The organism is Embleya sp. NPDC050493, from assembly GCF_044458105.1.
Lineage (GTDB): Bacteria > Actinomycetota > Actinomycetes > Streptomycetales > Streptomycetaceae > Embleya.
On record NZ_JBITHP010000004.1, the window covers coordinates 307,160 to 324,728 of the forward strand.

General features: G+C 70.6%; 15 protein-coding genes. 8 read left to right on the forward strand and 7 right to left on the reverse strand.

Annotated elements, in window-relative coordinates:
• Nucleotides 1-134: 134 nt before the first annotated feature.
• The 3 genes from ACIBM5_RS11435 to ACIBM5_RS11445 form a co-directional block, all read right to left on the reverse strand.
• Nucleotides 135-1,031 carry an RNA polymerase sigma-70 factor gene (locus ACIBM5_RS11435; protein WP_396006616.1) on the reverse strand — a complete coding sequence of 299 codons (897 nt, stop codon included), beginning with the start codon at nucleotides 1,029-1,031 and terminating at the stop codon, nucleotides 135-137.
• A gap of 93 nt (nucleotides 1,032-1,124) precedes the next feature.
• Nucleotides 1,125-2,327, reverse strand: a complete 1,203-nt coding sequence (locus ACIBM5_RS11440) for an NAD(P)/FAD-dependent oxidoreductase (protein ID WP_396006617.1) — start codon at nucleotides 2,325-2,327, stop codon at nucleotides 1,125-1,127.
• 198 nt (nucleotides 2,328-2,525) lie between these two features.
• A complete protein-coding gene (locus tag ACIBM5_RS11445; protein WP_396006618.1) occupies nucleotides 2,526-3,401 on the reverse strand; it encodes an alpha/beta fold hydrolase in 876 nt (291 codons plus the stop codon).
• A 328-nt stretch (nucleotides 3,402-3,729) separates the two neighbouring features.
• On the opposite strand from ACIBM5_RS11445, the gene ACIBM5_RS11450 reads away from it, so the two are divergent.
• The 7 genes from ACIBM5_RS11450 to ACIBM5_RS11480 all read left to right on the forward strand — a co-directional run bounded on the left by ACIBM5_RS11450 (nucleotide 3,730) and on the right by ACIBM5_RS11480 (nucleotide 10,818).
• Nucleotides 3,730-5,193 carry a 2-hydroxymuconic semialdehyde dehydrogenase gene (locus ACIBM5_RS11450; RefSeq protein WP_396006619.1) on the forward strand — a complete coding sequence of 488 codons (1,464 nt, stop codon included), beginning with the start codon at nucleotides 3,730-3,732 and terminating at the stop codon, nucleotides 5,191-5,193.
• Between the two features lie 55 nt (nucleotides 5,194-5,248).
• Nucleotides 5,249-6,046: a 2-keto-4-pentenoate hydratase gene (locus ACIBM5_RS11455; protein ID WP_396006620.1), complete on the forward strand. Its 798-nt coding sequence runs from the start codon at nucleotides 5,249-5,251 to the stop codon at nucleotides 6,044-6,046.
• On the forward strand, nucleotides 6,043-6,867 hold the full coding sequence (locus tag ACIBM5_RS11460; protein WP_396006621.1) for a 2-keto-4-pentenoate hydratase: 825 nt from the start codon (nucleotides 6,043-6,045) through the stop codon (nucleotides 6,865-6,867). Before ACIBM5_RS11455 ends, ACIBM5_RS11460 begins: the two co-directional genes overlap by 4 nt.
• Entirely contained in the window at nucleotides 6,864-7,334 is a 471-nt protein-coding gene (locus ACIBM5_RS11465) for a RidA family protein (RefSeq protein WP_391585086.1), read from the forward strand. Before ACIBM5_RS11460 ends, ACIBM5_RS11465 begins: the two co-directional genes overlap by 4 nt.
• A gap of 34 nt (nucleotides 7,335-7,368) precedes the next feature.
• The gene (locus ACIBM5_RS11470) at nucleotides 7,369-7,953 is read left to right on the forward strand and encodes a 3-hydroxyanthranilate 3,4-dioxygenase (RefSeq protein ID WP_396006622.1); all 585 of its coding nucleotides are present in this window, start codon (nucleotides 7,369-7,371) and stop codon (nucleotides 7,951-7,953) included.
• Between the two features lie 199 nt (nucleotides 7,954-8,152).
• Entirely contained in the window at nucleotides 8,153-9,220 is a 1,068-nt protein-coding gene (locus ACIBM5_RS11475; protein ID WP_396006623.1) for an amidohydrolase family protein, read from the forward strand.
• A 461-nt stretch (nucleotides 9,221-9,681) separates the two neighbouring features.
• On the forward strand, nucleotides 9,682-10,818 hold the full coding sequence (locus tag ACIBM5_RS11480) for a glycoside hydrolase family 19 protein (RefSeq protein ID WP_396006624.1): 1,137 nt from the start codon (nucleotides 9,682-9,684) through the stop codon (nucleotides 10,816-10,818).
• A 122-nt stretch (nucleotides 10,819-10,940) separates the two neighbouring features.
• Here ACIBM5_RS11480 and ACIBM5_RS11485 read toward each other — a convergent pair whose 3' ends face one another.
• Entirely contained in the window at nucleotides 10,941-11,327 is a 387-nt protein-coding gene (locus ACIBM5_RS11485) for a DUF427 domain-containing protein (protein ID WP_396006625.1), read from the reverse strand.
• A gap of 272 nt (nucleotides 11,328-11,599) precedes the next feature.
• Here ACIBM5_RS11485 and ACIBM5_RS11490 point away from each other — a divergent pair, with 272 nt between their 5' ends.
• A complete protein-coding gene (locus ACIBM5_RS11490; RefSeq protein WP_391585091.1) occupies nucleotides 11,600-11,830 on the forward strand; it encodes a hypothetical protein in 231 nt (76 codons plus the stop codon).
• Between the two features lie 100 nt (nucleotides 11,831-11,930).
• On the opposite strand, the gene ACIBM5_RS11495 is transcribed toward ACIBM5_RS11490, so the two are convergent.
• From ACIBM5_RS11495 to ACIBM5_RS11505, 3 genes are read right to left on the reverse strand one after another with little or no spacing between them, the layout of a single operon-like run.
• Nucleotides 11,931-14,846, reverse strand: a complete 2,916-nt coding sequence (locus tag ACIBM5_RS11495; protein ID WP_396006626.1) for a Z1 domain-containing protein — start codon at nucleotides 14,844-14,846, stop codon at nucleotides 11,931-11,933.
• Complete coding sequence (locus ACIBM5_RS11500; RefSeq protein ID WP_396006627.1) at nucleotides 14,843-15,895, reverse strand: PD-(D/E)XK motif protein; 1,053 nt, start codon at nucleotides 15,893-15,895, stop codon at nucleotides 14,843-14,845. Before ACIBM5_RS11500 ends, ACIBM5_RS11495 begins: the two co-directional genes overlap by 4 nt.
• Nucleotides 15,892-17,421 carry an ATP-binding protein gene (locus tag ACIBM5_RS11505; RefSeq protein WP_396006628.1) on the reverse strand — a complete coding sequence of 510 codons (1,530 nt, stop codon included), beginning with the start codon at nucleotides 17,419-17,421 and terminating at the stop codon, nucleotides 15,892-15,894. Before ACIBM5_RS11505 ends, ACIBM5_RS11500 begins: the two co-directional genes overlap by 4 nt.
• Nucleotides 17,422-17,569 lie beyond the last annotated feature (148 nt).

Consider the following 17,569-nt stretch of genomic DNA (forward strand, 5'->3'; position numbering starts at 1 on the left):
GCGCCCCCCCCCCCCCCCCCGCCGGGGGGGGCCGCCCCCCCCCCCCCCGCGCGGGCGGGGGGGGGGCCGGGGGGCGCGCGGCGCCGCCCCCCCCCCCCGCCCGGGCGGGGGGGGGCCCCGCGGCCGGTGTCGTGTCAGTTCAGGGAGAGCGGCGTGGCGGCGGCGATGTGGGTGAGCTTGGCGGGGTTGCGGACGAAGTAGAGGTCGGTGACGAGGCCGTTCTCGAGACGGATCGCCATCACGCTGTCGATCTCGCCGTCGACGCGCAGGAGCAGCGCCGGATCGCCGTTGACGGTGGTGGGTTCGCTGGTGAGCTTGCCGTCCTTGTCGCCGAGGGCGGCGAGGAGGAGGCGGACCACCTTCGTGAGGCCCCTGACCGGCCGGAGCGCGGCGCTCCTGACGCCGCCGCCGTCGCTGATCAGGACGACGTCGGGGGCGAGCACGTCCAGCACGCCCTGCAGGTCGCCGGTTTCCACGGCGTGCCGGAAGGACGCGAGGGCGGCCTGCGCCTGGCGGGCGGAGACCACTTCGCGAGGGCGGCGGGCGTCGACGTGCTTGCGGGAGCGGTGGGCGATCTGGCGGACCGTGGCGGGGGTCTTGCCGACCGCCTCGGCGATCTCGTCGTAGCCGACGTCGAAGACCTCGCGCAGGACGAACACCGCTCGCTCGGTGGGCGAGAGGGTCTCCAGGACGAGCATCACGGCCATGGACAGGCTCTCCGCGAGCTCGACGTTCTCGGCGACGTCCGGCGAGGTGAGCAGCGGCTCGGGCAGCCAGGGGCCGACGTAGGTCTCCTTGCGCCGCCGCAGGGCCCGCAGCCGGTCGAGTGCCCGCCGGGTCGCGATGCGGACGAGGTATGCGCGCCGGTCGCGGACCTGCGCCAGGTCGACCTCGGCCCAGCGCAGCCAGGTCTCCTGCAGGACGTCCTCGGCGTCGGCCGCCGAGCCGAGGATCTCGTAGGCCACGGTGAAGAGCAGATTGCGGTGGGCGACGAAGGCGTCGGTCGCCGGATCCCCGGTGTGGTCTCGCATCCTCGAATCCTTCCATTTCGTTCATGTCGGCCCGTCCCAGGGGTCCGGCTGTGGGGGAGCGGGCGGCGCCCGGGCCGCCCGCTCCGGGGAGGACTACGACACGTGCACCGGCCGGCTCGCGCGCGCGTCCCGCACCCGCTGCTGCCGGGAGTCGTCCTTGGCCTTCAGGACGCGTGCGCCGGGCTTGCGCGCCTCGTCGGAGAGCTGCTTGATGGTGTGGGAGACGACGAATTCCTTCAGGCGCGCGCCCGGGCGACCGCCGAGGTGGAACCGGATGGCGGTGTCGTCCTTGCGTGCGAACTGGAAGATGCCGGCGCCGCGGCCGAGGCTGACGCACAGCCCGGCGAAGGCGATGCCGACGGCTTCGGGTTGCCCGCCCTCGATCCGGCGGAGTACGGCGTCGGCGGCGTGCGGGCCGAGTTGGACGGCGGATTGGCATCCCATTCGGTAGGCGAGGCCCGAGGGTGCGGCCGCGTCGCCGGCGGCGACGATGCGGTCGTCGTCGATGCTGGTCAGGGTCTCGTCGGTGAGCAGGCGCCCCGTCTCGTCGGTGCTCAGGCCGCTGCGGGCGGCCAGGTCGGGAACGCCGAAGCCGGCGGCCCAGATGGTCAGCCGGCCGCGCACCTCGCGGCCGTCGGCGAGGTGCACGGCGTCGGCCGTCACGGACGCCGCCTTCGTGCCGGGGCCTTCGAGGACGGTCACGCCGAGGGACGCCAGCCGCTTGGCGACGAAGCGGCGGCCGTTCGGGTGGAGGTAGGGGCCGAGTTGCCCGCCGCAGACGAGGGTGACGGTACGACCCGCCTCGGCGAGCTCGGCCGCGGTCTCGATGCCGGTGGCTCCGCCGCCGACGACCGTCAGCGCCGCGTCGGCGGGCGCGGCGGCCACGGCTTCGCGCAGCCGCTCGGCCTCCTCCAGGGTCGCGATCGGGTAGGCGAACCTGTCCGCGCCGGGCACCTGCGGCGCGCCGCTGCGGCTGCCCACCGCGTAGATCAGGTGGTCGTACCCGAGGGTGCCGCCGCCGGCCAGCGAGACGGTGCGCGCCTGCCGGTCGATCCCGGTCGCGGTGTCGACCACGAGTTCGACGCGTTCGCTCAGGACATCCTTGTAGTCGACGACCGCGTCGTCGGACCCCGCCACCAGCTGGTGCAGGCGCAGGCGCTCGACGAAGGTCGGGCGCGGGTTCACGAGGGTCACGGCCACGTCGTCGCGGCCGGTCAGGCGGTTGGCCGCGAGGACGCCGGCGTATCCGCCGCCGATCACGATGACTTCGGTCCGGCCGCCGTTGTGCTTCGTCATGGTCCTTGTTCCGTTCGCTCGGGGATTCGCACACAAGGCGCCGGGCGAACGGAACTTGTGACACGGTGTGGCCCGGATCACACTCGGTGATGGATCAAGGCGCGTCGGACGGGTGGGAGGCGGTGCCGGTCACCGGCCGCAGACCCACGCCCGGTGACCGGCCGGAGCCGCCGGATCGTGTTGTCGGAAGGCCGGTGTTCAGCTTCCATTCCAGGCGCGGGGCAGGAAGTCCCCGATCAGCGGGGCGATTTCCGGGAGTTTGTCCTCCAGGGCGAAGTGGCCGGTGTCCAGGATGTGCAGCTCGGCATCCGGGAGGTCGGCGAGGTACGCGTGTGCGCCCGGTTCCGGGAAGAAGATGTCGTTGCGGCCCCAGAGGATCAGCGTCGCCGGGCGGTGCTCGGCCAGCCAGGCCTGCCACTTCGGGTACAGCTCGACGTTGGTGTGGTAGTTCAGCGCCAGATCGACCTGGGCCTCCTTGCGCCCGGGCCGGTCCAGGAAGTGCTGGTCCAGGGTCCAGCCGTCGGGGGCCACCAGGGTCGGATCGGCCGTCCCGCCTTCGTACTGGCCCCGGGTGACCGGCAACACCAGGAGTTCGGCGGCCTTCTCCCGCGCGCCCGGCACGTCGGGGGTGAGCGCGACGAAGTCGCGGGCCATCTCGGACAGGCCCTCGGCGTACGCGTTGGCGTTCTGCACGATCAGCCCGGCGACGGCCGCGGGCCTGCGCTCGGCCAGCCGCAGGCCGACCGGGCCGCCGAAGTCGAAGGTGTAGAGCACATACCGGTCCAGACCGAGCGCGTGCACGAACCCCTCGACCACGTCGGCGAGCCGCTCGAACGAGTAGGTGAACCCGGCGGGCACCTCGGTGTGCCCGAATCCGGGGTAATCCGGCGCCACCAACCGAAAGTCGTTGCCCAACGCGTCCATGAGCCGCCGGAACTGATGCGAGGCGGACGGAAACCCGTGCAGCAGAAGCAGCGTCGGCGCATTCGCGGGCCCGGTCTCCCGGTAGAACACCCGAACCCCGTCGACGTCCACGAAACGGTGTGCAACCTGGGGAATGGCGGCGATGCCCATGATCTCTACCTTCGTCGGCGTGCTGATGGCTCAGTTGTACAGTCGAGCGAACTAATGGGTCAAGTGCAATTCGATCATTAGGAAGAAGATGTGACGCCCCACCCGTGGGGGCGCGGAGCGCCCCTTGCATCCGGAGCGGCGGTCCGCCTGCGCGGGGTCGTATCGCAGGGCTGGATCGGTCGGCGTGCCCCCTGTTGCGCGGACGGCCGGGCTTCCCGTCGAGCCATATCGAAAACGATATGCATTACGGTCCAAAGGGCATTGGACGGGCATGTCGTCACCGAGAGAAGCTCCCTGTGTGACGGGGCTTGTGGCGAAGGGATGGGCGATGGCACGGTCGGCGGCCGGGGAGAGTGTGCTGCCCGCGCACTATGTGGCGGGTGAGTTCACCCGGGCGGGTGACGGGGCGTTTCCGCTGGTGAACCCGGTGGACGGGGCCGTCGTGGGGGAGGTGCCCGAGGCCGATCGGGCGATCGTGGATGCGGCGGTCGCGGCGGCGCGTGCTGCGCTCGGCGAGTGGGGCGCGGCGAGCGTCGAGGTGCGGGCCGAGGCGATGCGGCGGATCGCGGACGGGATCCAGGCCCGGTTCGACGAATTCGTGGACGCCGAGGTCGCCGACACCGGCAAGCCGCGCGAGCTCGCGGCGGGCGTCGACATCCCGCGCGCGATCGGCAACTTTCGCGCCTACGCCGACCTGCTCTACGGGCGGCCCGAGCGCGCCCACTCGACCACCGTGCCCGGCTGGAGCGGCGGCGTCGGCCAGGCGCTCAACTACACCGTGCGCCGCCCGCTGGGCGTGGTCGCGATCATCTCGCCGTGGAACCTTCCGCTACTGCTGCTCACCTGGAAGGTGGCCCCCGCGCTCGCGGCCGGCAACACCGTGGTCGCCAAGCCGTCCGAGGAGACGCCGTCCACCGCGACGCTGCTCGCCGAGGTGATCCACGACGCCGGGCTGCCCGTCGGCGCGTTCAATCTGATCCACGGTCACGGTGCGGGAGCCGCCGGAGAGTTCCTCACCGCACATGCCGGTGTCGATGCGATCGCCTTCACCGGCGAGTCGGCCACCGGCAGCGCGATCATGCGCAAGGCCGCCGAGCACATCACCCCGGTATCCTTCGAACTCGGCGGCAAGAACCCGGCGATCGTGTTCGCCGACGCGGACTTCGAAGAGGCCGTGGCGGGCACCGTACGGTCCGCCTTCACCCACTCCGGACAGATCTGCCTGTGCACCGAACGGGTCTACGTCGAGCGCTCGATCTTTGCCGATTTCGTCGCCGAACTCGGCGCACGGGCACGGGCGTTGACCGACTACGGGCCGATGATCTCGGCGGCGCACCGGGACAAGGTGCTGTCCTACTACCGGCTTGCCGTCGAGGAGGGCGCCACGGTCGTCGCGGGTGGCGGGGTGCCGAGCTTCGGCGACGAGCGCGACGGGGGATTCCACGTCGAGCCGACCGTGCTCACCGGCCTGGCGCAGAGCGCGCGCACCGTGCAGGAGGAAGTCTTCGGGCCGATCTGCCACGTGCTGCCGTTCGACACCGAGGACGAGGCGATCGCGCTGGCCAACGACAGCCGGTACGGCCTGGCCGCGACCGTGTGGACCGGCCACCTGTCCCGCGCGCACCGGGTCGCCCCGCGCGTCGAGGCGGGGATCGTGTGGGTCAACTGCTGGAATCTGCGGGACCTGCGGACGCCGTTCGGGGGGATCAAGGCATCCGGGATCGGCCGGGAGGGCGGCGAGTACTCGTTGGACTTCTTCTCCGAGCCGGTGAACATCTGCATCAAGATCTGAAGGATCGGTTCGTGACGGTGACGGTGACGGTGACATGACGGAGACAGGGACAGCGATGAATGCCATCGACGACGCCGCCGCGCGGCTGCTCGACGCGGAGCGGACCGGTGTGCCGTGTGCGCCGATCCGCGACCTGATCACCGGCGTCGAGGACGCGTACGCGGTCCAGGAGCGACTGACTCTGGGCCGGCTCGCCGAGGGCCGCCGGCTGGTGGGGCGCAAGATCGGCCTGACCTCCGCGGCCGTTCAACGCCAACTCGGAGTACAGGAGCCGGACTTCGGCATGCTGTACGCGGACATGGCGGTGCCGGACGGTGCCGAGATCCCGGTCGGCGCCGTGCTCCAGCCCCGGGCCGAGGCCGAGGTCGCGCTCGTGCTGGACGCCGACCTGACGCACGAGCGGCACACGGTCGCCGACCTGATTCGGGCCACCGCCTTCGTGCTGCCCGCGATCGAGGTCTGCGGGAGCCGGGTGCGGGACTGGGACATCACCCTCGCGGACACCATCGCGGACAACGCCTCCTCCGGGATGTACGTGCTCGGCAACCGACCGACGGCGCTCGGCGACCTGGACCTGCGCCTGGCCGGCATGGTTCTGGAGCGGCGCGGCGAGCCGGTCTCCACCGGTACCGGCGCGTCCTGCCTGGGCCACCCGCTGAACGCCGCGCTCTGGCTCGCGGACACCCTCGTCCGGCTCGGCCGACCGCTGCGCGCCGGGGACACCGTGCTCACCGGCGCGCTCGGCCCGATGGTGGCGGTCGCCCCGGGCGACGTACTGGAGGCCCGGATCGACGGGCTCGGCGACGTCCGGGTCGCATTCGCGGCGACGACCCCGCAGGAGGAGACCTCGTGAGCGACAACCGACTCGAAGCCGTGACCGGCGTCGAAGGCCGAGGCCACGCCGACGCCGAACTCGTCGCCCACCTCGCCGACATCCTCGACGAGGCGGCCATGGCGCATCGGACCGTGGCCCGCCCGACCGACACCACCGACCTCGATCTGGCCACCGCGTACCGGGTGCAGCGCGCGGTGATCGACCGCCGGCTGGCCCGGGGCGAGGCGCTGATCGGGGTCAAGATGGGCTTCACCAGCCGCGCCAAGATGGTCCAGATGGGCGTGGACGACGTGATCTGGGGCCTGCTCACCGACGCGATGCTGGTCGAGGAGGGCGGCGTGCTCGACCTGGCCGACCTGATCCATCCCCGGATCGAGCCGGAGATCGCGTTCCTGATCGGCAGCCCGCTGTCCGGCACGGTCACCCCCGCGGAGGCGGTCCGTGCGATCGCCGGGGTGGCGGTCGCCTACGAGGTGCTGGACTCGCGCTACGCCGACTTCCGTTTCACGCTCCCCGACGTGATCGCGGACAACGCCTCGGCGGCCGGCTTCGGGTTCGGCCCCTGGCACGACCCGGCCGGGCTGGACCCGAGCAACCTGGGCCTGCTCGTCGAAGTCGACGGGCGCGTCGTGGCGAGCGGTTCCTCGGCGGCGATCCTGGGCAACCCGCTGCGTTCGCTGATCGCGGCGGCCCGGCTGGCCGCCGAAGCCGGCCTCGAACTCCGGCCCGGATGGGTCGTGCTCGCGGGGGCTGCCACCGCCGCGCTGCCACTGCCCGAGGGCGTGCACGTGCGCGTGTCCGCGGCCGGCCTGGGCCGCGCGGAGGTGACCACCCGATGAGCGCCGACGACGGCATCCTGGTCGCCGGCAAGGCCACCCCGCGCGGCCGATTCCCACACGTCAAGCGGGCCGGTGACTTCGTCTACGTGTCCGGCACCAGCTCCCGGCGGCCGGACGGCACGTTCGTCGGCGCGAGCGCGGACGCGATGGGTACCACCGACCTCGACATCCGAGCGCAGACCCGGGCGGTGATCGAGAACATCGCCGACCTGCTCGCCGCAGCCGGCGGCGGCCTGGCCGATGCGGTCTCGCTCACCACCTACCTGGTCAGCATGAACGATTTCGGCGGCTACAACGAGGTCTACGCCGAGTACTTCGACGAGACCGGTCCCACCCGCACGACCGTCGCGGTGCACCAACTCCCGCATCCGCACCTTTTGATCGAGATCTCCTGCGTCGCGTACCTGCCGCGGCCCACCCGATCCACCCCGTCGAACCCCACCGCCGCCGGCGCCGTCGAGTCCTGAAGCGACAGCGACGACGCGAGAAAGGGACCGCGAGATGAGCCTGCCGAAACTGACCAATGGCATGCCGTTCAACTTCAACCGGTGGATCGACGAGCATCGCGACCTGCTGAAGCCGCCGGTCGGCAACATCCAGATCTGGACCGAGGCAGACCTCGTGGTCACCGTGGTCGGCGGGCCCAACCAGCGCACCGACTTCCACGACGACCCGATCGAGGAGTTCTTCTACCAGCTCCAGGGCAACATGGTGCTCCGGGTGATGGAGGAGGAGGGCAAGCCGCCGGTCGACATTCAGATCAACGAGGGCGACGTCTTTCTCCTGCCGCCGCACGTGCGGCACTCGCCGCAACGGCCGGAGGCGGGCAGCATCGGCCTCGTGGTCGAGTTCAGCCGGGCCGAGGGCCTGATCGACGCGTTCGAGTGGTACTGCGTCGAGTGCCACCGGCTGGTGAACCGCGCGCCGGTACAGCTGCGTTCGATCGTCGACGACCTGCCGCCGCTGTTCGAGGAGTTCTACGACGGGGACCGTGCCTGCCCGCACTGCGGCGCGGTTCACCCGGGCCGGGAATGGCCCGAGGAACTGCGCCCACGGACCGTGCCGGCACCCGACGCCTCCGCGTGACGCCGGTCCGCGTGCGCGCGGTCCGTGGGGCTCGGGCCCGTGTGCCCGAGGCTCATGCGGTCCGCGTTCCCGCGGTCCGTGGGACTGTCGGCACCGGGCCCCGCGACCCGATCTCCCCTCGGCCGAGCCGCACCACTCACCCGATCTCCACCACTGCCCCGACCGCCGGCCGAGCCCGGCGGTGAACCACGGAGGTTCCGTGACTGTCATCGACGTCCACTCGCACGTCTTCCCGAGGATCTCGCAGGCCGAGAGCCGCATCCTGACGGGCGCGGGCGAGCCGTGGCTGCGGGTCCACGGTGACGGCACCGGGATGATGATGAGCGGCGAGGACGAGTACCGTCCGGTGATCGCGCCGCTGTGGGACCCCGAGCGCCGGTTGGCCGACATGGACGCGCTCGGCGTGGACGTACAGGCGATCTCCTCGACGCCGCTGATGTTCGGGTACGCAGCCGAGACCGCACGTGCGGTCGAGTGGTGCGACCTGGTCAACGAGCGCATCCTGGACTACTGCGCGCTCGACCCGGGGCGGTTGTTGCCGCTGAGTCAGGTCCCGCTCCAGGACATCGGCGCGGCCTGCGAGACCGCGTCCCGGGCGGCGGCGGCCGGGCACCGAGGTGTGCACATCGGCAACCACGTGGGCGAGCGGTACCTCGGTGACGACGGGATCGTGGAATTCCTCGCGCACTGCGCCGCCGAGGAGATCCCGGTGCTCGTGCACCCGTGGGACATGCTCGGCGGCGAGCGCATGCGCGGGCACATGTTGCCCTGGCTGGTCGGGATGCCCGCGGAGACCCAGCTGAGCATCCTCGGGATGATCCTCCAGGGCGCGTTCGAGAAGTTGCCCGAGTCGCTGAAGTTGTGCTTCTGCCACGGCGGCGGCAGCTTCGCGTTCCTGCTCGGCCGAGCCGACAACGCCTGGCACAACCGGGACCTGGTCCGGGCCGATTCGCCCAGGCCGCCGTCGGAGTACGTGCGCCGGTTCTACGTCGACTCGGCCGTGTTCGACCCGCGCGCGCTGCGACTGCTGGTCGAGGTGATGGGGCCCGACCGGGTCATGCTCGGAACCGACTTCCCGTTCCCCCTGGGCGAGTCGGACCCCGGCGGCGTGGTCCGGGCCTGCCCGGAACTCACCGCGGAGCAGCGCGAGTCGATCCTCGGTGGCAACGCGGCACGATTCTTCGGACTCGGCGCGCGACGAGCCCGGGCCGCCGGGCCCACCGGCACCGCACCCGAGGCGCCGGGCCTGGTGAAGGCCGCGAACTAGGCCGTGTCCGGTGGATCTTGGTGGATGAGGTCGCGTCGTCCGGTGCCGTGGCTCGGCGTGCCGGAGAAGCAGCCGCATAGTGGTTCTATTCGGCTGTTTCTCCGGTGCGGCGAGGTGCGGTGCCGGGCGGCGCGGCCCCACCAAGATCCGCCGGACACGGCCTAGCCGGCGGACGTGCACGGGAGCCGGTTTCGCCGAGGAGGCGGGGCCGGCTCCGGTGTCTGCTCCGGGTCGGCTCCCGTGCCGGTCCGCGCCGAGCCGGTATCGCCCCAGACATGAGACGAATTCCGCCCGGGGCTTGACTGGTATAGACCATTCGTATTGAGTGAGCCCCGCAACACCCCGTCCAGGGGCCTCGATCGAGGCAAGCGCCGGTCCCCGTACGGCCATCGAAGTACGTGTATCGGTACTTCCGTCGATCACGCGCAGTGTGTCGTCCTGTGCGAGGGAGTGGGCTTTCCATGGCGAGAAAACGGATCGTGGCGTTCCTGTTGGCCATCGCGGTGATCGGGGCGTTGGCGGCGGTGCTGCCGTTCGCCTCGACCGCGTCCGCGGCGAGTTGTGCGACCGGATGGAACTCGTCGGCCGTCTATACGGGCGGCGCGACCGCCTCGTACAACGGACACAACTGGGGCGCCAAGTGGTGGACCCAGGGCGAGGTGCCCGGAACCACGGCGGTCTGGGCGGACCAGGGCTCGTGCGGCGGTGGCGGCGGCACGACCACGGGAGGCGCGACCGGCGGCTCGACCGGGGGTGGCGGCGGCACCTGTACGTTCCCGAACTGGGTGGCCGGCACGTCCTATTCGGTCGGTGACGTGGTGCGCTACAGCAACGGAAACCTCTACCGGGCGAAGAACGCCAACCCGGGCTACGACCCGGTGATCAGCACCTGGTTCTGGGAGCCGTTCACCTGCGGCGGCTCGACCACCGGCGGCTCGACCACCGGGGGAAGCACGGGCGGAAACGGCGGCAACCCCGGCGACTTCGTGGTGAGCGAGGCGCAGTTCAACCAGATGTTCCCGAGCCGGAACCCGTTCTACACGTACGCCGGCCTGACCGCCGCGCTGAGCGCCTACCCGGGCTTCGCCAACACCGGCAGCGACACGGTCAAGAAGCAGGAGGCCGCGGCGTTCCTGGCCAACGTCAGCCACGAGACCGGCGGTCTGGTGTACATCGTCGAGCAGAACACCGCGAACTACCCGCACTACTGCGACGCCAATCAGCCGTACGGCTGCCCGGCCGGGCAGGCCGCCTACTACGGGCGCGGTCCGATCCAGCTGAGCTGGAACTTCAACTACAAGGCGGCGGGGGACGCGCTGGGCATCAACCTGCTCAACAATCCCAACCTCGTCCAGACCGATCCGGCCGTCGCCTGGAAGACCGGCCTCTGGTACTGGAACACCCAGAACGGCCCCGGCACGATGACCCCGCACAACGCGATGGCCAACGGGGCGGGCTTCGGCGAGACGATCCGCAGCATCAACGGCGCATTGGAGTGCAACGGCGGCAATCCGGCGCAGGTGCAGAGCCGGATCAACCGCTACCAGTCGTTCGTGGCGATCCTGGGTACGAGCGCCGGCAACAACCTGAGCTGCTGAGTCCGGGCGCGGGGCGGGCGGGCCCAGGACCGGCCTCGGCGGGCCCGCCCCGCGCTTCGGTGCGTGTGCGTGTGTGTCTGCGTGCGTGCGTGCGTGTGCGTGCGTACGTGTGGCGTCGCGGGTCAGGCCGGCGGTGCCGGCGGCTCGCCCTCGACGGTTATCCGGGCGACGGTGTCGTAGAAGCACAGGTGCCCGGCGATGGCGGGGACGGCGTCGATCGGGTCGGGATACTCCCAGGCCACGTCGGCCCGCGGGCCGGTGTCGCCGTTGCCCAGGTAGGTCCAGTAGGAGGCCTCGCCCTTGAACGGGCACGTGGTGTGGGTGTCGGTGGGCTCGAAGCGGGTCAACTCCACGTCGTCCGGCGGGAGGTAGTACCGGATCGGCAGCCCGGTCTCGAAGAGCACGACCGGCCGCTCGGATCGGGCGACGATCTCGCCGTCGATCTCGACCGTCACGGTCTGCGTGCTGTGCACGGTCGTCACGAGGTGACCCCGCGGGGGTGTCGACATGCGCATCTCCTTGGGTGTCGCCGGCGGTCGTGGCGCCGCCGGACGTCCTTCGGACAACCGGCAAGGTCGGCGAACCATTCCGGGGCGGTGCGGGTCGGTGTCGTCCACCGAACGTGTGAGAAACGTGTGGATCGATTCCATTGGTATAGACCTATTGCTCGGGTCCAGGCCACCGGCTAGCTTTTCAGGGTGCGCGCCGGCACCACAGCACGACCCGAATTACCGTTCCAGCGAACCGAGTTGCCCTCGGGGCGAGAAATGGAGTCGAGCACATGCGCAAGGCTATGGCGGGTGTCGCGTTGACCGCGGCGTTGTTGGGCGTGGGGGCTGCCGCGCAGCCCGCGATGGCGGACCCGGCCCCGGGTGGCAGCTTCATCTTCTACGGCTACTACCCGTCGCAGGCGTCCTGCGACGCGGCCGGCCGCGCCGCCGCACCGGCACACGGCCCGGTGTACCTCTGTCTCAACAACGGCGGCACCCTCTGGTCGCTCTGGGTGCACTAGGACCACGATCCGACGGCCGGGCCCGGGCGTCGGACGAGGGCAGGAACGGGGCGGCGCCACCGGCAGGTGTGCCGCCCCGTTCGGGCATGCCGGGCGGCGGTCAGGCCGGCGCCGCCACGATCGCGGAGGCGGCCCGGGAGGAGTCCTTGGCGCGGAAGGCGACGAGGCGGCGGTCCGGGGAGACCGCGCTGCTGGGCGGGACCAGCGCGAAGGCCATCACGAGTTCGTTCCGGTCCGGCTCCATGGTCGGGTAGATCAGCAGGCAGCCACGACGCGGCGCGACCAGGCCGTCGGCGACCGGGTCGCCGATCGAAGGCCCGCTACCGGCGATGCGCCGGGCCGCGTAACGATGCGGCGGAAAGCTGACCTTGTTGAACAAGGTGCCCGTACGTCGGTTTCGGCTGACCACCGCGAGCGGGCCGAAGCCGTGCAGGGTCACCGACGCGCGATCGGGATCATGGAGTTGCGGGGCGATCACGACCCAGTCCTCGATGTGGCCGGCGATCCGGGGGTTCTCCAGGTACACCAGGTCCGGACCGAACTGGCCCGGATCCGACCAGCGCAGCTCGCGCAACACGGGCAGCAGCCGGGTATTCGTGATCCGACCGAGGTATGCCGGGAACCGGCGCAGTCGATCCTCCACCGGAAAGGCCAACTCGACCTGCCCCGGTTCCAGCGCGGCGATCACCGGGGCGAACCGCTCGACGTTGTGCCGTAGGTCGGCCGGCTTCGTCGGATATCCCGAACGTTCCACCCACAACCCCGGCGACCGGGTCTCCACCAACTCCGCGTTGAACATCTTGTTGCGCGCGGTCGGCCTGAGCCACGGCAACCGCTGGGTGACCAGGGGCGGGATCTGCGCCGGGGTCACCTGGGGAGCCCCGTCGACGAGTTCGGCGTACAGCCGGAGTTGGTCGCGAAATTCCTCCTCGTCGCGACAGATCGCCTCGAACGCCTCGTACAGGTCGCCGTTGCGACCGCCCTCGTCCCGGCCGATGTACAGCCGAACCAGGTCGCGATAGTTCTTCCGGAAACCGAACCAGCGCCCCATCTGCATGAGCGTGTCGCCGGCGAGCGTCTTGCGCCGGTAGTAGGAGACGGTCAGGCCCTCGATGGTGAAGCCGCGCGAGAGCTTGGCGCCGCCGACCAGGATCCGCCAGACCTTCTGCCGGTCGAAGTCCGCGGTGCGCTGCTCGATCTCCTTGTCGCCGTTGATCACCACCACCGGACTGCCGATCGAGTCCTCGATCCGCATCGCGGCGATGCCGATGTACGGCGCGATGTCGGCGTACGACCCGGGGATCGCCGCGCCCGCCGCGTGTGCCTCGCTGACCGGTCGCACGTCCTGCTCGTACAGCCGGCGCAGCCGGGCCTGCGCGCCCGAGCCGAGGTAGCCCGCGCGGCGCCAGATGGCGTTGATCAACTCGGCCTGGTCCCGGTGTACATGCGTCTTCACCGACTCGTGCACGAGCATGGTGTGATGCCGGAAGTGGTCGGCGCCGAGACCGTAGTCCTCGCGGAACAACTTGATCGCGCCGGTCAACACGAACATGTCGATCGCGGTGCACAGGTCGGTGTCGTCGTCGTCGTGCAGCGGCCGGACCGAGCGTACGTGGGCGAGACCGGCCGAGTTGGCCACCGTGCGCTCGTCGGCGGGGATCGTGGAGTCGATGTCGTGGAAGTCCGCGACGCCCATGTAGCCGTCCGGGCGATCCAGCGAGATGACGAAGTCCTTGGGGAAGATGTCCTCGGCGTCGGCCGGATCGATGAACACGTTGGCGAACGGGGTCGCGGTGTAGCCGACGTACTGGGCGCGCGGCAACATCCCGAGCAGTTCCGAGATGATCCCGTTGATCGCGGTGCGCTGAACCTGGTCCTGCGCCCACTTCCTCGGGTCCGAGGTGTTCACCGACGCCTGATCGGACTCGTCGTCGATGATCAGCGTGGGGATCTCGCCGCGCTCGGTCTTGATCCGGCCGAGGTCCTTGACCAGCTTCTTGAGCACCGAGGCGTTCTTCTTGACCACCATCAGCCGGGCCGAACTGCGATGCAGGTTCTCCGGCGCGTACAGCGGGACGAACCGGTCGGCCTTCTCGAACTCCAGCGCGCTGAGCCCCTGACGCAATGCCTGGTAGTCGTCCTGATGCCGGGTCAGCCGCACGATGTCGAAGCCGCCGAGCCGCGACGGCAGCGCACCGTGCCGCAGGAACCTGCCGTCCAGCCGGTCCCGGTCGTCCAGGTAGTCGTAGTCGCGGAACGCGAGGGTGCCCGCATCCGGATCCTGGCCGTAGTAGATGTTCTCGACACCGACCAGTTCCATGTCCAACCGGCGCTGGGTCTGCGCGCGCAGTGCCTCGATGGTGCCGGTGAGCACGATCACCAGGCGGTAGCCCGCGTCGATCGCCTTGGCCACGACACCGGTGAAGTTGGCGGTCTTGCCGCTCTGTACATAGCCGACCACCAGGCCCTTGGACTGGTACGGCTGTTCCCCGGCCGGGTCGGCGAGCCGTTCGACCACGCGGGTCGTGTCGCGATCGAGTGCGGCGACGGCCTCCGGAGCCCACTTCTTGCCCAGCAGGGTGTCTCGATAGGCGTCCCAGTAATGGCTGTGGTGTCGGGCCACCTCCTGGGTGTACCAGGGATCGCAGCCCTCGTCGGTGATCACCACGGCGCCGCTGCCGCGCGCGAACGGGGAGCGTCGATCCAGGAGTTCGCGGGTCGCGGGTTCCAGGCCCAGGGCCTGGTAGGTGGCGGCGCGGCGTTCCCGGGTGTTCGACGCGGGCTCACCGTCGGCGAAGTCCCAGCGGCTGAGCCGGTCGCGCCACAGGATCAGCAACGGATCGTCCGGGTGCGCGTGGTGCAGTCGGCGGCGCAGCGCCGACTCGCCGAGATCGGGGAGCGGCCCACCGTGTTCCTCGGCCTGGTAGGCCAGCGCCTTCGCCAGGTTCCTGGGGCTCGTGGCCATGCCACCGAAGGCCGCCCGGTGCAGTGCGAGCAGCGCGAGGTCGTCGGTCACCGTCGCCCGTCCTTCGGGTCGTGCGGGTCGGACAGGCCCGACGCGACGTCGGGCGGCAACATGCCCAGGTCGACGGTACGGTCGAGTCCGTCCGGGGAAGGGGCGATCGAGGGGATCAGATCGGCCACGTCGATGCGGTAGTCGATGTCGACGATGCGCACCGTGACGGACTCGGGCAGAGCGTCGAGGAGGCCCTGGGTCAGCCGAGGAAAGTCCGCGTCCACCGGGAACGCGAGCGTGGTCCCGGCCGGCGCCCAACGATGCTCGCGGGGAATCGCGTGCCCGCCGGCGGTGACCAGGAGACGCCGGGCGTCGAAGTCGTCCAGGGCACCCGGCGCTTCTGCGCGGATGGCCGAGCGGATGCTCTCGATCAAACCGAGTACGGTGCGACCGGCGTCGCTCTCCTCGACCATGTGCGAGACGAACCACAGTGGTCGATCCGCATGCGGCGTGAGCTGGGTCAGCCCATGGATCGTGTGCACGCGGGCCCGTCCGGCAACGGTCTTGACCTCGATGTCGTACGGGCCGACGGTGAAGTCGTGGTCCGCGCACTTCGGGTTCTGCCACGCGTCGACGGCCGCGTGCCAACCCCGGGCCGTCGCCAGGCCGATCAGCGTGAGCAGTTCGCCGAAGAGGCCGATCTCCTCTTCGAGCGACATCTGCCGACCTCGGGCCAGCAGCTTGCGCCAGGCCATCACCGTCGTCTGCACGGCCGCTACCGGAGCGACCCCATCCTGCTGGACACGGTCCGCGATCTCACAACACACGATGTGGAACTCGCGGAGCAGCTTGGTCTGTTCGATGAACACCTGGAGGAACTGCTCACCCCCGTCCAGCACACACACCGCCCGAATCCCCTGCGTCCCCAGTCGTGGCGCCTTGGTGCCGGGCGGGACCGGGATGCGCAGGGCCGGGCGCAGGCCGCCCGCCTCCAGGTGCCAGTACAGCGGCGGGTCGCCCTCGACCGGGATCAGCATCGGCATCCGGTTGTCGAGGTGGTCGCGCAGCGCGTCGCAGCTCAGGTGCCTGCTGCGACGGTCCGAGCTCACGAGGCCCCCTCGGGGCCGTACTTGGCGGTCTCGCTCTTGACCGCGGCCAGCAGCAGCGACTGCCACAGGTCCAGGTTGTCCTTGACCCGCGGGCCGATCCGCTCGCCCGTGAACGCCTCGTTCATCAGCAGGTACAGCAGCGTCTTGAGCACCGGCACGTCGTTGAGGATGGCGCGTCGGCCGCCCAGCAGCGCGGCGCGGAACTGCTTGTTCAGCAGCAGTCGGCGCTCCTCGCGGTCGATCGCGAAGAACACGTCGCCACCCAGCGGCACCCAGCGCACCTCGATCGGCTCCTCGCCCGGTACGAAGGGGAGTTCCTCCTCGATCGCGGCGCGCAGCTCAGGGGCGAAGCCCTTCCCGGGCGGCAGCACCGCCTTGCGCTCGCGGGTGGTGGTACGGGCCTGCCGGTAGGCCCCCTCGGCGTCCTTCAGGAACTCCAGGAAGGTCCGCCCGTCGGCGTCGGTCGCGCGTTCGACCGCGTCCACGAAGCCCGGGATCGGCTGTAGTTCGGCCTTCTTGACGGTGAGTCCGAACGCCTGCTCCGACTCGGCCGGCAGGTCGAATTCGATCCGGGCCAGCGACAGGTGCTGCTCGCCCTGACGCAGCCCGTGCCAACCGCCGGCCTGCACGAGTCGGTCGTTGCGGTAGGCGTACAGGCCCTGGCGGGCCAGGATGCCGCCGGGGAGGCGGAACTGCTCGGCGTTGGAGCGCGGTGTCCACACGTGGGCGGTCAGCTCCAGAGCGCCCACCCCGTCCAGGGTGGTGGTGAACGTGCGCGGGTACCCCGGCAGTCCGGAGATCGGGTAGCCGAACGGGTCCACGCCCTGGACCTGCCAGGTCATCGGCGGCGTCGCGTCGTCGGTGCCGGAGACCGCGATGGTGATCCGGATCCGTCCGTCGGCGAGGAAGCGGTGCAGGTGCAGGCCGAGGTGGTCGGCCAACGAGCGCATGGTCTTGGTGAGGTAGATGTCGGTCTGTCCGGCGTCACCGCGTGCGGGGAAGTCGCGGACGCCGTCCCAGCGCACCGCGGTGCCGTTCCACATCACGTACTCGTCGTACAGGTCCAGGAAGCGCTTGGCGAACTCCAGCTCGACGATGTCGCACTGGAAGCTCTCCTGCGCCTGTTCGGTACGCCAGCGCCGACCCACCGTGCCGGCCCGCTTGGCCCGGCTGATCACCGTGACGCTCTCCGCGTGGCTGAAGGACGCCGCCTTCAGGCCCATCCCGAACATGCCGAGCGCCTTGTCGCCGTACGCGCGCCGCTTGCCCACCGTCATCGCGGTGTCCAACTCGGCCTCGGTCATCCCGCGTCCGTTGTCCACGATGATCAATGAGGTCAGCAGGTCGCCGCTGCGCCGGAAGTGCACGACGACATCCGAGGCGCCGGCGTCGATCGAGTTGTCCACCAGGTCGGCCACGGCCTCCTCGAAGCGGTAGCCCTGACTGGCCAGTCCCTTGATGTACCCGGGATCCGGGGGCAGGTGCTTGCTGCCGCTCGTAGGTACGTCGAAACGCCAGTCGTCCATGCCCACCCCTGGATCCCACACCCTCGGTGCGCGCAGTCGCGCGCCCGCCCCATTTGCGCTGGACCGACCGTAGCGGTTGGGCCGGCAACCCAAAAGCGGAACGCACGACTCGTGACTCGCGCCGCCCCCGAACGGGGCCTGGGCCGGG